Origin of the sequence: Mesorhizobium sp. WSM4989 (assembly GCF_029625795.1) — a bacterium.
Classification (GTDB): domain Bacteria; phylum Pseudomonadota; class Alphaproteobacteria; order Rhizobiales; family Rhizobiaceae; genus Mesorhizobium.
Genome location: NZ_JARTVN010000001.1, coordinates 2427104 through 2441325 on the forward strand (window position 1 = coordinate 2427104; position 14222 = coordinate 2441325).

The following is a 14222-nucleotide window of genomic DNA, read 5'->3' on the forward strand; positions in this document are numbered from 1 at the left end:
CTTCAGCCGGTTTTCGTCACGCCGTTGTTAGCGGCGATCTGTTCGTGATGCCGGATAACTTCGCGGATGACGAAGTTCAGAAATTTCTCCGCGAAATCCGGATCGAGATGCGCATCCTTCGCCAGTTGGCGCAGGCGGGCGATCTGCTGCTGCTCGCGCGCCGGGTCGGCCGGCGGCAGGCCATGCTCGGCCTTCAGCACGCCGACCGCCTTGGTGCAGCGGAAGCGCTCAGCCAGCATATGAATGAGGGCGGCGTCGATGTTGTCGATCGAAGCACGGTAGCCCGCCAGAACGGCGCGTGCCTCGGCCATGTCCTTCTCCTCGTTCATCGCCCCTCACTTCTTCTTGCCAAGGCCAGGCAGCCCGCCGCCGCCGAGACCGGGAAGGCCCGGCAGTTTCATGCCGCCGGGCAGGCCCGGCAACCCGCCGCCGGGAAGTCCGCCGGGCAGCCCGCCCGGCAGGCCTTTGCCGAGACCGGCAGCCTGGGCCTGCTTCTGCAAGGCCTCCAGCTGCTTCGGGTCCATCTTGGAAAGGTCGGGCATGCCGCCGCCGGGCATCATGCCGCCAAGGCCCATCTTCGAGGCAAGGCCGCCCATCATGCCGCGCATCATGCCGCCGCCTTTGCCCTTGCCGCCCATCGCCTTCATCATGTCGGCCATGCCGCGATGCATCTTCAAGAGCTTGTTGATCTCGGCCGCGTCGGTGCCGGAGCCGGCGGCGATGCGCTTCTTGCGCGAGTGCTTCAAGATATCGGGGCTGGCGCGCTCGGCCTTGGTCATCGAGGAGATGATGGCGAGCTGCCGGCGGAACATCTTGTCGTCGAAGCCGGCCGCGGCGAGCTGGTCCTTCATCTTGCCCATGCCCGGCATCATGCCCATGATGCCGCCCATGCCGCCCATTTTCGACATCTGCTGAAGCTGCGCGGCAAGGTCGTTCAGGTCGAACTTGCCTGACTGCATCTTCTTGGCCATCGCCGCCGCCTGCTCGGCGTCGATGGTCTCGGCGGCCTTCTCGACCAGCGAGACGATGTCGCCCATGCCGAGGATGCGGTCGGCGATGCGCTTGGGGTGGAATTCCTCCAGCCCGTCCATCTTTTCGCCGGTGCCGATCAGCTTGATCGGCTTGCCGGTGACGGCGCGCATCGAAAGCGCGGCGCCGCCGCGGCCGTCGCCGTCCATGCGGGTCAGCACCAGGCCGGTGATGCCGACGCGCTCGTCGAAGCTTTTCGCTAGGTTGACGGCGTCCTGGCCGGTCAGCGAGTCGGCGACCAGCAGGATTTCGTGCGGCCACGACACCTTCTTGATGTCGGCCATCTCGACCATCAGCGGCTCGTCGATATGGGTGCGGCCGGCCGTGTCGAGGATGACGACGTCGTGGCCGCCGAGCTTTGCCGCCTGCACGGCGCGCTTGGCGATATCGACCGGGCTTTGGCCGGCGATGATCGGCAGCGTGGCGACCTTGGTCTGCTCGCCGAGCTGGCGCAGCTGCTCCTGCGCGGCCGGACGCCGCGTGTCGAGCGAGGCCATCAGAATTTTCTTGTTCTGACGCTCGGTAAGGCGCTTGGCGATTTTGGCCGAGGTCGTCGTCTTGCCGGAACCCTGCAGGCCGACCATCATGACGACGACGGGCGCGGGCGCGTTGAGGTCGAGAGCGACGCCCTCGGCACCGAGCATATCGACCAGCTCGTCATGGACGATCTTGACGACCATCTGTCCGGGCTTGATCGACTTCAGCACCGCGGCGCCGACCGCCTTCTCGCGCACCTTGTCGGTGAAAGAGCGAACCACCTCGAGCGCCACATCGGCCTCAAGCAGTGCCCGGCGCACCTCGCGCAGCGCCGCAGAGACGTCCGCCTCCGACAGCGCACCGCGGCCGGTCAGGCCGTTCAGGATGGAGCCAAGGCGCTCTTGCAGGGACTCAAACATTGATCAGACCGCCGTGCGAGAGCGCCTTGGATTCATGCCGATCCCTGTCGGGCCTGCGGCCCTCCACGCCTCTTGTGCGCTCCTGCAGTGATTCAAACATCTTGCTTCCTTCGATCTCGGTTCATTCGACCCGAGAGGTAGTGCGTTCGCGCCGGGTCGCCAAGCAAAAGCGCAAAGCCAAAAAGCACCCGGGGGCGCATCGCGCTGCCGGGTGTTGGCCTCCAGGATCGGTTTACAGCTCTCGCCTCAAAGAGGCTTCGGCGTCCTGGTCGGCTTTCGCGGAGAGGGTCTCGTCGCGGAATTCGTGCGCGTCTAGACAGGAAATCGGCGGCGGAGTCAAGGCTGGGGTCGTTTTGAAGAGCAAGACACCGCGCCCAAAGGCGGTTCAGGGCAGCTTTTCGCCGTCCAGGATGCGCGTATAGAGATCGAGATAGCCGTTTGCCGTCTTGGCGATGGGAAATCGCGCGGCGGCGGATGCACGGCACTGCTCAGGGGACAAGCCGGCGATGTCGGCCAAGGCCTTGGCGAACTCGGCATCGGTGTCGAAGAGGCGACCGGTGGCGCCGTCGACGATTTCGGGCAGCGCGCCGCGCCGTGTCGTCAACACCGGCGTGCCGCAGAGCATCGCTTCGACCGGCGCCATGCCGAACGGCTCTTCCCAGGCGATCGGGTTGAGAAAAGCTCTGGCTTCTCCCAGCAGGCGCAGCTTCTCGTCGCCGTCGACGACGCCGTGGTAGCGGAAGCGGCGGCCGAGGCTCTTGAAGAAGACACCCTGGCGTCGAACCTTGGTGCGCTGCAGGAGCTGCCAGCGCGAGCCGCCGGCGATATCGAGCTGGAAATCGAAGGCACGGGCGAGATCGACAGCCCGGTTGAGGTTCTTGCCGGCGCGGGCGATGCCGGCCAGAAACAGGAGCCTGCCCGTCTTGCGGGCGGACAGCCGATAGGCGTCGACCGGAAAGCCGTTGTGGACGAAGGTTTCCCGCCCATGGTTGCGCGCATGGCTGGCGCTGACGAAGTTCCAGTTTGGCCTGTTTTGCGTGAATTCCGGGTCGAAGCCGTGCATCGTATAGAGCGCCGGTCGCGAAATCTCGATGTACCAGCCATTGAAATGCACGATGTCGGTGTCGGCCGGGATCGCAGCGCGGCATTCAGCGGCCGAAGAGGCCTGCCGCACTTCGCACAGCGGATGGCTCGAGCCGCGAGCGGCGATCAGGACCACCTTGTGGCCGAGACGCGAAAGCTCTGTTGCCAGCCAGTCGACCTGCCGCTCAGTGCCGCCATAGCCTTTGCAGGGAATGGTGCGTTCCGCCACCAGCGTGATGCGCATCAGGCGAGCCCATCGGTTTTCTGGTTGACCACGGTTTGATCAAGAAACCGGTTTCCGCTTTTTTGGATCATGGCTCGTCCGGCCCGACCTTCAGGGGGGAGCGGCGATGCAGAAGCAGGAGCATCGTCAGCAGCGTGCTTACGATGCCGATCGCGGCGATGAGAACGGCGTCCCAATTGGTCCAGCCGGGGCCTTCCAGCGGCTTGGCGTTGAACAGGGCGAAGGAATTGTAGCTCTGCTGGTGCGAGATCAGCAGGAAGCCGATCAGATTGTTGCCGAGATGGGCGCCGAATGCAGCGCCGAGATTGCCGGTCACATAGACCAGCAGCGTCAGCAGCAGCGCGAAGGCGGCGATCGAGACCAGCACGCTGGCATTGATGGCAAGCGTCGAGGCCGGGCTCCAATGCAACGCGGTGAACAGAAGCCCCGGCAGCGCGGCCCAGATCAGCGGGCTGCCAAAGCGGCTGGCGAGGCCACGCAGCAGATAGCCACGGAACAGAGCCTCCTCCGATGAGGTCTGCAGAAAGGCGAGCGGCACGATCGCGAGAAGCAAGAGCAGCCAGGACGAGAACGCGATCGATCCGCGGACGATCTCCGGCTGCAGCCAATAGAGCAGCACCTCGGAGAACAAGGAGGTTGTCAGAACCGCGACCAGGCCTTTGAGAAACCCGCCGCGCGAGGTGCGGCGGTCTGGGCCGATGAGCGCCGAGAGCGGCTCGCCATGAACGAAGCGCATCGCGGCCCAAAGACCGATCCAGATGCCGGCAAAGGACGCCAGCGCGGTGAGGATGCCGGCGGGAGAGGCAAGGAAATCCTGGATCGGCTGTCCGGTCGCCGGGCCCGGGAGGCGCAAGACGATGAAGGCGGCGGTGCCGGCGACGAGCACGACCAGCGTCACGGCGAGCCAGAAGAGAACGACGATCGCCGTTCCGAGCAGGAGCCGGAGCAGGGTGGTTTTCTCGTTCGGCGAGCGCCGGTAGCGCTCGAAGGCGGCGTTGTCGATGATCACACGGGGTCCCCTGCCGGGCGCTTTACGGTCGCATGATCTAGGGGATCGGCGTTTTCGGCGCAATCTCTCCCGTCAGATCCAGCAACCAGTTGGGCCGCTCGACCGCGGGGATCATCGAAACTGGCGGCAGATCAGCCACGGCCTTCCATCGGCGCCGGGCCACCCGTCTAACGCTGCCGCCGGGAATCCGAGCCGGTCGACAACAATTTCGGCTCTCGATTAACCGTTTTGCCGCTTTTTGCCCTTAAGAAGCTTGCCATGAAACGCGTTATCGCCATCGCCGACCGCGCGGCCCTCGTCTCGTTGAAGCTGCTCGCAGCGCTCAACCTGCTGTTTTTCCTTTCGTTCCTGCTCGTGCTGCTGCTGGCCGGCCGCGCGCATGCCGAAGCGCCCGCCTGCGGCGGCAGCGACCTGCTGGCGGGTCTTGCAAAGAGCGATCCCGCCGCCTTCAAGAAGGTCGAGACCGAAGCCGCCGCCGTTCCAAACGGCCGGGGGCTGTTGTGGAAGCTCGAGAAACCAGGCGAGGAGCCGTCCTATCTCTTCGGCACCATGCACATGACGGACGCGCGCGTCACCACGCTGCCTGCCGCGGCCCAAAAAGCCTATGAAGGCGCCGACACCATCATCATCGAAACCACCGACGCCCTCGACAAGGCCAAGATGATGGCCGCCATGGCCGCCGAGCCTGGCCTGATGATGTTCACGGACAACACGACGCTGTCCTCGCTGCTGTCGCCCGAGGATGCGGCAGTACTGAACAAGGGGCTCGATGCACGCGGCATTCCGCCTCTGACGGTGGCCAAGATGAAGCCGTGGATCCTGTCGGCCATGGTGGCGCTGCCGGCCTGCGAGGTGGCGCGCCAGAGCGCCGGCGCGCCGGTGCTGGACGTCAAGCTGGCCGCCGACGCCAAAGCGTCCGGCAAGGACGTCGAGGGGTTGGAAACCGCCGTCGACCAACTGCGCGCCATGGCTTCGCTGCCGCTCGCCTACCACATGAAGGGGTTGGTCGAGACGCTGAAGCTCGGCGACAAGGTGAACGACGTCAACGAAACCATGATCGTGCTCTACCAACGCGGCGAGGTCGGCATGTTCTGGCCGCTGTTTCGCACCGTGCTGCCCGACACGGCGGACGACCAGGCCGGCTATGCCGCCTTTGAGCAGACCATGATCACCAGCCGCAACAAGGTCATGGTCGCGCATGCCATGCCGATTCTGGCCAGGGGCAATGCCTTCATGGCGGTCGGCGCGCTGCATCTGCCCGGCCCTGACGGACTGGTCGAAGATTTCCGCAAAGCGGGGTATAGTGTTACCGCCGTCAACTGAGTCGTCTGGCGGCTGGGGAGCGGAAAATGCCGGTTTTTCAGCGCTTTCCGTCCGCCTGCGTGAAACCCATTAGGGGATCCGCGCGTTGATGGCTGCTATTTGATGCCTTTCATTCCAAGGAGGACACGTTTCATGGCGAACCCTAACGACCCCTACACCCCGTCGAGCACGCCGCCCTCGAGGGGCGGTGGTGGCGGCAGCGGGTGGCTGATCGCCCTAGTTGTCATTATCCTGGCCATTGTTGCGTATTATGTTTTTGGCAGAACCGGTGGCGAGCACGCCCCCGCGACTTCCGAGCCGCCGGCCGCGACGACGCCGGCCCCGGCGCCTGCAACGCCTGAACCTGCGCCCTCAACGCCTGCTCCAGCTCCGACGCCAGCCCCGGCACCCGCGCCCACTCCGACGCCTGCCCCGGCTCCGGCACCTGCGCCGTCTCCGTGATCAGGCTATAGCTCCACGACGAACGGCCCGCCGAAAGGCGGGCCGTTTTTGTTTAACTACACCTTTGCCATCCTCGGGCGTTCGGCGCCGGCCGTGACGAGCACCTAAATATGGATCGGCTTGAAGAACGTGGCCAGCGCCGCTTCCTTGACCGCCTCCGACATGGTCGGGTGGGCATGGCAGGTGCGGGCGAGGTCTTCCGAGGAGCCGCCGAACTCCATCAGCACCGCCGCCTCGTGGATCATCTCGCCGGCGCCGAAGCCGACGATATGAACGCCGAGCACGCGGTCGTTCGCCTTGTCGGCGAGGATCTTCACGAAGCCGTCGGTGTGCAGCATGGCCCGCGCGCGGCCATTGGCGCTGAAAGGGAACTTGCCGACCTTGTAGTCGATGCCGGCCTTTTTCAGCTCCTCTTCGGTCTTGCCGACCGAGGCGATTTCGGGACTGGTGTAGACGACGCTCGGGATAACGTCGTAGTTCACATGACCGGCCTGGCCGGCGATCGTCTCGGCTACCGCCACGCCCTCGTCCTCGGCCTTGTGCGCCAGCATCGGCCCGGCAATGACGTCGCCGATGGCATAGATGCCGGGCACGTTGGTCCTCAGATGCCCGTCGGACTTGACCCGGCCGCGCTCGTCCATCTCGACGCCGGCTTCTTTCAATCCAAGGCTGTCGGCATAGGGGCGGCGTCCGGTCGCGACCAGCACGACATCGGCCTCGATCGTTTCCGCCGCGCCGCCCTTGACCGGCTCGAACGTCACGCTGGCGCCCTTCTTGGATTTGGCGACGCCGGTGACCTTGGCGCCGAGCTTGAACTCGAAGCCCTGCTTGGACAGCAGCCGCTGGAATTGCTTCGAGACCTCGCCATCCATGCCGCCGAGGATGGTGTCGAGGAACTCGACAACCGTGACCTTGGCGCCGAGCCTGGCCCAGACCGAGCCGAGCTCGAGCCCGATGACGCCGCCGCCGACCACCACAAGACTGCCCGGCACCTTGGCCAGCGACAGCGCGCCGGTCGAGGACACGATCACCTTCTCGTCGAAGTCGACCTTGACACCCGGAATGCCGGCGACGTCGGAACCGGTGGCGATGACGATGTTCTTGGTTTCGATCTCCTCGACCTTGCCGCCCTCGCCGGTGACCGACACCTTGCCGGCGCCGATCACCTTGCCGGTGCCGCGGAACGAGTCGATCTTGTTCTTCTTGAAGAGAAAAGCGACGCCGTTGACGTTGGAGGCCACGGTCGCATCCTTGTGCGCCAGCATCTTCTTCAGATTGAGTTTTGGCGCGCCGACCTCGATGCCGAGCATATCGAAGGCATGACCGGCTTCGGCGAACATCTCGGAGGCGTGGAGCAGGGCTTTCGACGGGATGCAGCCGATATTGAGGCAGGTGCCGCCGAAGGTGGCGTTCTTCTCGACCACCGCTGTCTTCAGGCCGAGCTGTGCCGCCTTGATGGCGCAGACATAGCCGCCCGGTCCCGATCCGATGATTACGACGTCATAAGCCATGATGGTGTCCTTCTGGTCTGGCCTTCAGCGGCCGCCGCTCACATTCAGGATCGCGCCCGTTATATAGGAGGCCGCGTCCGACAAAAGGTAGAGAACCGCGCTCGCGACCTCGTCGGCCGTGCCCGCGCGCTTCAGCGGCAGCAGATCCTGCATCCGCGCCACGCGCTCGGGCTGGCCGCCGGAGGCATGGATGTCGGTTTCGGTGATGCCTGGACTGACGGCATTGACGCGGATGCCTTCCAGCGCCACCTCGCGCGCCAGACCAACGGTCAGCGTGTCGATCGCGCCCTTGGAAGCGGCGTAGTCGACATATTCGCCGGGCGAGCCCATTCGTGCCGCCGCCGAGGACAGATTGACGATGGCGCCGCCCTTGCCGCAGTGACGGGTCGACATGCGCTTGACGGCCTCGCGGGCGCAGAGGAAGGAGCCGACGACGTTGATGCGCATCATGCGCTCGATCCGCTCGGCGCTCATCTCATCGACACGCGCCTTGACGTCGACGATGCCGGCATTGTTGACGAAGGCGTCGAGCCGGCCGAAGGCCCGGTCCACCGCCTCGAACATCGCCACCACATCGGCCTCGTTGCCGACATCGCCCCTGACCGCGAAGGCCTCGCCGCCCGCGGCTTCGAGCTCGGCGACGAGCGCCTCGGCGGCGGCCCGGTTGGAGACATAGTTGATCGCCACCCCATAGCCTGCCCGACTGGCCTGCCGGCATATGGCAGCGCCGATGCCGCGGCTGCCGCCGGTGACCAGCAGCGTCTTCTTGTCGGCATTCATTCCTGGCAGCCTTTCAGGGCAAAGACGTCCCACGGTACTTTTGAGAAGCCCGCCGGACCATAAGCGGCTGACATTTCGAGCGACGGTCCGAGATCGGGAAAGATCAGGCTCTTCGGCGCATCCGCGCCCTCGGCCGGCAGCAGACCCACGACGCCCTTCTCATCGGCGCTATAGATCACGCCTTCCCAGACCGTGCAGGCGGCGAGCTCCTCGCCGGTGACGTCGCCGGTCGGGCATTTGTACATCAGCGAGCCGTGCGGCCGCCCGGCGGAGCCCTCGGTCCACATGGCGATGCCATCGAGCACGGTATTGTTGTCGAGTATCATGCGGAATGTGTTGGCGATCGTCGCCGAGGTACCCGTCGGGCTGAAATCGATCTCGGCGCCGCTTTTCGCCTCGCCATAGGCGGCAAGCTGGATCGGGCAAGCGGCCTGGGCATCGGCTGCTACGAGAGCCGCACCGGCGGCAAGCGCGACCGGCCTCGCGGTGCTGAGCCAACGGGCCTTCACTCGCCGCCCCGCCCGCGAGCCTTCATGCTCCACCTCAGAGATCGAGCACCAGCCGCTCGGGATCCTCCAGGCTTTCCTTGACGCGGACGAGGAAGGTCACCGCTTCCTTGCCGTCGACGATGCGGTGGTCGTAGCTGAGCGCCAGATACATCATCGGGCGGATGACGATCTGGCCGCCGACCACCACCGGCCGCTCCTGGATCTTGTGCATGCCGAGGATACCGGACTGCGGCGCATTGAGGATCGGCGTCGACATCAGCGATCCGTAGACGCCGCCGTTGGAGATCGTAAAGGTGCCGCCCTGCATGTCGGCAACCGAAAGCTTGCCGTCGCGCGCGGCGAGGCCCAGCCGGCCGATCTCCTTCTCGATCTCGGCGATGGACATCTGGTCGGCATCGCGCACGACCGGGACCACCAGGCCCTTGTCGGTGCCGACGGCGACGCCGACATGCGCAAAGTTCTTGTAGATGATGTCGGCGCCGTCGATCTCGGCATTGACCGCCGGGATCTCCTTCAGCGCATGGGTGACGGCCTTGGTGAAGAAGCCCATGAAGCCGAGCTTCACGCCATGCTTCTTCTCGAACACGTCCTTATACTTGGCCCTCAGCGCCATCACCGCGCTCATATCCACCTCGTTGAAGGTGGTGAGCATGGCGGCGGTCGACTGCGCCTCCTTGAGCCGGCGCGCGATGGTCTGGCGCAGCTTGGTCATGCGCACGCGCTCCTCGCGCGAAGCATCGTCGGCCGTCGACGGCGCGCGGGCCGCGACCGGTGCGGGAGCAGGAGCCGCTTTCGGCGTCTCGGCCGGCTGCGAGGGCGCGCCCTTGGCGATGGCATCGAGGACGTCGCCCTTCAGCACCTGGCCGCGCTTGCCGGAGCCCGTCAGTTGCTCGACCGAGAGATTGTGCTCGGCGATCAGTTTGGCCGCGGCCGGCGCCGGCGGCATGGTGCGCGGCTCGACCGGCCCGGCGTCGCCGGCCATCTTGGCGGTTTCGGCGGCGGCCTGCTTGGTCGTGGATGCGGCGTCCGGACTGGAGGCCTGCGCCACCGCCTGCGGCTTGGTGGCGGGAGCGGCGGCTGCGCCGCCGGCCGAAATCGAGCCGAGCAGCGCCCCGACATTGACCGTCTCGCCTTCCTTGACGGTGATCTCGGAGAGCGTCCCGGCGCCCGCGGCGGGCACCTCCACCGTCACCTTGTCGGTTTCGAGCTCGACCAGCGGTTCGTCGGCGGCGATCGCGTCGCCGACCTTCTTGAACCACTTGCCGACGGTCGCCTCGGTGACGGATTCGCCGAGAGTGGGGACGCGGATTTCGGTAGCCATTGTGCCTGTCCGTTCTCTTGTCTTCTTGAGGTCAGTTTGGTCCGGGTCTGCTTATTCGCCCAGCGCGTCGTCGAGCAGGGCGGAAAGCTGGCTGAGATGCTTCGACATCAGCCCGGTGGCCGGCGAGGCCGAGGCCGGCCGGCCGGTATAGCGCACCCGCTGATGCTTGGCGTCGATATGCGCCAGCACCCATTCGAGATAAGGATCGATGAACGACCAGGCGCCCATATTCTTGGGCTCCTCCTGGCACCACACCATCTCGGCGTTGCGGAAACGCGACAGCTCGGTGATCAGCGCCTTGGCCGGGAACGGGTAGAGCTGCTCGACGCGCAGCAGGTAGATGTCGGTGATGCCGCGCTTCTCGCGCTCCTCATAGAGGTCGTAATAGACCTTGCCGGAGCAGAGCACGACGCGGCGGATCTTGGAATCCTTCACTAGCTTGATCGGCTGGTCGGCCAACAGCTGCGCATCGTCCCACAACAGGCGGTGGAACGAGCTTTCGCCCGCCATCTCCGACAGCGTCGACACCGCCCGCTTGTGGCGCAGCAGCGACTTCGGCGTCATCAGGATCAGCGGCTTGCGGAAGTCGCGCTTCAGTTGCCGGCGCAAGATGTGGAAATAGTTAGCCGGCGTCGTGACGTTCGCCACCTGCATGTTGTCCTCGGCGCAGAGCTGCAGGAAGCGTTCGAGGCGGGCCGAGGAATGCTCCGGCCCCTGGCCTTCATAGCCGTGCGGCAGGAGGCAGACGAGGCCCGACATTCTCAGCCACTTGCGCTCGCCGGACGAGATGAACTGGTCGAACACCACCTGGGCGCCGTTGGCGAAATCGCCGAACTGCGCTTCCCAAAGCGTCAGCGCCTTGGGCTCGGCAAGGCTGTAGCCATATTCGAAGCCGAGCACCGCCTCTTCCGAGAGCATCGAGTTGATGACTTCGTAGCCGGCCTGGGCCGCAGATAGATTGTTGAGTGGAATGTAGCGCGTCTCGTCACGCTGGTCGTAGAGCACGGAATGGCGCTGCGAGAAGGTGCCGCGCTCCGAATCCTGGCCGGAGAGCCGGATCGGATTGCCGTCGAGCAGGATGGCGCCGAAGGCCAGCGCCTCGGCGGTCGACCAGTCGATGCCGTCGCCGGACTCGATCGCCTGGCGGCGGTTCTCGAGGAAGCGCAGGATCGTCTTGTGCGCCTCGAAATCCTTCGGCACCTCGGTCAGCTTCTTGCCGATTTCCTTCAGCGTGCGGACCGGCACCGCGGTCTTGCCGCGCCGCTGTTCGTCCTGGTTGTCGGCCGTGCGCAGGCCGGACCAGGCGCCGTCAAGCCAGTCGGCCTTGTTCGGCTTGTAGGACTGGCCGACTTCCCACTCCTGTTCCAGATGCGCGCGCCAGTCGGCCCGCATCTTGTCGACCTCGGCCTGGGTGATGTGACCCTCGGCGATCAGCCGGTCGGCATAGACCTGCACAACCGTCTTATGGCTGCGGATGTTGCGGTACATGATCGGCTGCGTGAAGGACGGCTCGTCGCCTTCATTATGGCCGAAGCGGCGGTAGCAGAACATGTCCACCACCACCGGCTTGTGGAACTTCATGCGGAATTCCGTCGCCACCTTCGCGGCATGCACCACCGCTTCCGGATCGTCGCCGTTGACGTGGAAGATCGGCGCCTCAATCATCTTCGCCACATCCGACGGATAGGGCGACGAACGCGAGAAGCGCGGATTGGTGGTGAAGCCGATCTGGTTGTTGATGATGAAATGCAGCGTGCCGGCGACGCGGTGGCCGCGCAGGCCGGAGAGCCCGAACATCTCCGCGATCACGCCCTGGCCGGCGAACGCCGCGTCGCCATGCAGCAGCAGCGGCATCACCTTGGCTCGCTCGGACAGCGGCACGATCTCGCCGCGCTCGCGGCCGGCGAGCTGGTCCTGCTTGGCGCGCGCCTTGCCCATCACCACCGGGTCGACGATTTCCAGGTGCGAGGGGTTGGCGGTCAGCGACAGGTGCACCTTGTTGCCGTCGAACTCGCGGTCCGAGGAGGCGCCGAGATGGTACTTCACGTCGCCCGAGCCCTCGACATCGTCGGGAGCGGCCGAGCCGCCCTTGAACTCATGGAAGATGGCGCGGTGCGGCTTGGCCATGACCTGCGAAAGCACGTTGAGGCGGCCGCGATGGGCCATGCCGAGCACGGCCTCCTTCAGGCCGAGCTGGCCGCCGCGCTTGATGATCTGCTCCAGCGCCGGGATCAGCGACTCGCCGCCGTCGAGGCCGAAGCGCTTGGTGCCCTTGTACTTGACGTCGATAAATTGCTCGAAGCCTTCGGCCTCGACCAGCTTCGACAGGATCGCCTTCTTGCCGGTGGCGGTGAAGGTGATCTCCTTGTCGGCGCCCTCGATGCGCGCCTGGATCCAGGCCTTCTCCTCGGGGTCGGAGATGTGCATGAACTCGACGCCAAGCGTCGAGCAATAGGTGCGGGTGAGGATATCCAGCATCTGCCGGATGGTGCCGAACTCGAGCCCCAGCACATTGTCGAGGAAGATCGGCCGGTCGTAGTCGGCTTCGGTGAAGCCGTAATTCTCCGGCGACAGCTCGTTATAGTCCTCAAGCGGCTTGGCGATGCCCAGCGGGTCGAGATTGGCGTGCAGGTGGCCGCGCATGCGAAAGGCGCGGATCATCATGATGGCACGCACGGAATCGCGCGTCGCCTGGTGAACGTCCGCATCGGAAAGGGCCGCGCCGTTGACGACCGCCTTTTCCTTCACCTTCTTTTCGATGTGCTTTTCGACCAGGCCCCAATTGCCGTCGAGCGCCGAAACCAGCTCACCATTGGCCTGCATCGGCCAGGACGGCTTCGCCCAGGAAGCGCCCTTGGCGTTCTTGCGCACGTCGCCCGCATCGTCCTTCAGCGCGGCGAAGAAGTCCTGCCATTCCGGATCGACGGAGCCGGGGTTGTCCTCATAGGCGGCATAGAGCGCGTCGATATAGTCGGCATTGCCGCCATAAAGGAACGAGGTGAGCGAGAATTGGTCGTTGGCCTGATCTTGTCTTGCCATTTTCGTCTGCGGAGCCTGGCTCCGTCTCCTTTTATGGAAGGGAGTAGGGGAGTAAGGCAGTAGGGGAGTAGGGCATTTTTGCCGCTGATCTTTCCCTGCTGCCCTATTCGCTTACTCCCTACGCCCTTAACCTTTGATCGCCTCGACCAGCGTCGTGCCGAGCCGCGCCGGTGACGGCGAAACCTTGATGCCGGCCGATTCCATCGCCGCGATCTTGTCTTCCGCGCCGCCCTTGCCGCCGGAGATCACCGCGCCCGCATGGCCCATGGTGCGGCCGGCGGGCGCCGTGCGCCCGGCAATGAAGCCCGCCATCGGTTTCTTGCGGCCGCGCTTTGCCTCGTCCTTCAAGAACTGCGCGGCGTCTTCCTCGGCCGAGCCGCCGATCTCGCCGATCATGATGATCGACTTGGTCTCGTCGTCGGCGAGGAACATCTCGAGCACGTCGATGAACTCGGTGCCCTTGACCGGGTCGCCGCCGATGCCGACAGCAGTGGTCTGGCCGAGGCCGACATTGCTGGTCTGGAAGACCGCTTCATAGGTAAGCGTTCCCGAGCGGGAAACAACGCCGACCGAGCCCTTGCGGAAGATGTTGCCGGGCATGATGCCGATCTTGCATTCGTCGGGGGTCAAAACTCCCGGGCAGTTCGGGCCGATCAGCCGCGAGGAGGAGCGGTCGAGCCGCGCCTTGACCTTGACCATGTCCATAACCGGGATGCCCTCGGTGATGCAGACGATCAGCGGGATCTCGGCCTCGATCGCCTCGATGATCGCTTCGCCCGCGCCTGCCGGCGGCACATAGATGACGGAGGCGGTGGCGCCGGTCTTCTCCTTGCCCTCGGCGACGGTGGCGAAGATCGGCAGGGTCTCTCCCTTCGCGCCGGTCCAGGTCTCGCCGCCCTTCTTCGGATGGACGCCGCCAACCATCTTGGTGGCGTGATAGGCCAGCGCCTGCTCGGTATGGAAGGTGCCGGTCTTGCCGGTCAGGCCCTGCACCAGCACCTTGGTATTCTTGTCGACGAGAATGGACATCGCGCCCC

General features: G+C 65.3%; 11 protein-coding genes. 1 reads left to right on the forward strand and 10 read right to left on the reverse strand.

The features are described from left to right. Positions 1-2: 2 nt before the first annotated feature. The 4 genes from P9217_RS11735 to P9217_RS11750 all read right to left on the reverse strand — a co-directional run bounded on the left by P9217_RS11735 (position 3) and on the right by P9217_RS11750 (position 4261). Positions 3-329: a chorismate mutase gene (locus tag P9217_RS11735; RefSeq protein ID WP_066991680.1), complete on the reverse strand. Its 327-nt coding sequence runs from the start codon at positions 327-329 to the stop codon at positions 3-5. Positions 330-335: 6 nt separating this feature from the next. Further along, positions 336-1925, reverse strand: a complete 1590-nt coding sequence (gene ffh / locus P9217_RS11740) for a signal recognition particle protein (RefSeq protein WP_278085963.1) — start codon at positions 1923-1925, stop codon at positions 336-338. 385 nt (positions 1926-2310) lie between these two features. Beyond that, positions 2311-3252 (reverse strand): glycosyltransferase, encoded by a 942-nt coding sequence (locus tag P9217_RS11745; protein ID WP_127247365.1) that lies wholly within the window; start codon positions 3250-3252, stop codon positions 2311-2313. Positions 3253-3319: 67 nt separating this feature from the next. Then, positions 3320-4261 carry a CPBP family intramembrane glutamic endopeptidase gene (locus tag P9217_RS11750; RefSeq protein ID WP_278085962.1) on the reverse strand — a complete coding sequence of 314 codons (942 nt, stop codon included), beginning with the start codon at positions 4259-4261 and terminating at the stop codon, positions 3320-3322. Positions 4262-4519: 258 nt separating this feature from the next. Between P9217_RS11750 and P9217_RS11755 the strand changes: the two genes are divergently transcribed. After that, positions 4520-5584, forward strand: a complete 1065-nt coding sequence (locus P9217_RS11755; RefSeq protein ID WP_067324628.1) for a TraB/GumN family protein — start codon at positions 4520-4522, stop codon at positions 5582-5584. Positions 5585-6129: 545 nt separating this feature from the next. On the opposite strand, the gene lpdA is transcribed toward P9217_RS11755, so the two are convergent. From lpdA to sucD, 6 genes are all read right to left on the reverse strand, one after another. After that, positions 6130-7536 carry a dihydrolipoyl dehydrogenase gene (gene lpdA, locus P9217_RS11760; protein WP_278085961.1) on the reverse strand — a complete coding sequence of 469 codons (1407 nt, stop codon included), beginning with the start codon at positions 7534-7536 and terminating at the stop codon, positions 6130-6132. 24 nt (positions 7537-7560) lie between these two features. Further along, entirely contained in the window at positions 7561-8316 is a 756-nt protein-coding gene (locus P9217_RS11765) for an SDR family oxidoreductase (protein WP_278085960.1), read from the reverse strand. Next, complete coding sequence (locus tag P9217_RS11770) at positions 8313-8735, reverse strand: hypothetical protein (protein WP_245307513.1); 423 nt, start codon at positions 8733-8735, stop codon at positions 8313-8315. The genes P9217_RS11765 and P9217_RS11770 overlap by 4 nt, the downstream gene beginning before the upstream one ends. A 124-nt stretch (positions 8736-8859) precedes the next feature. Then, on the reverse strand, positions 8860-10146 hold the full coding sequence (gene odhB, locus P9217_RS11775; RefSeq protein ID WP_278085959.1) for a 2-oxoglutarate dehydrogenase complex dihydrolipoyllysine-residue succinyltransferase: 1287 nt from the start codon (positions 10144-10146) through the stop codon (positions 8860-8862). A gap of 51 nt (positions 10147-10197) precedes the next feature. Next, the gene (locus tag P9217_RS11780; RefSeq protein WP_095782743.1) at positions 10198-13185 is read right to left on the reverse strand and encodes a 2-oxoglutarate dehydrogenase E1 component; all 2988 of its coding nucleotides are present in this window, start codon (positions 13183-13185) and stop codon (positions 10198-10200) included. Positions 13186-13311: 126 nt separating this feature from the next. Further along, positions 13312-14214, reverse strand: a complete 903-nt coding sequence (gene sucD, locus P9217_RS11785) for a succinate--CoA ligase subunit alpha (protein ID WP_067323640.1) — start codon at positions 14212-14214, stop codon at positions 13312-13314. Positions 14215-14222 lie beyond the last annotated feature (8 nt).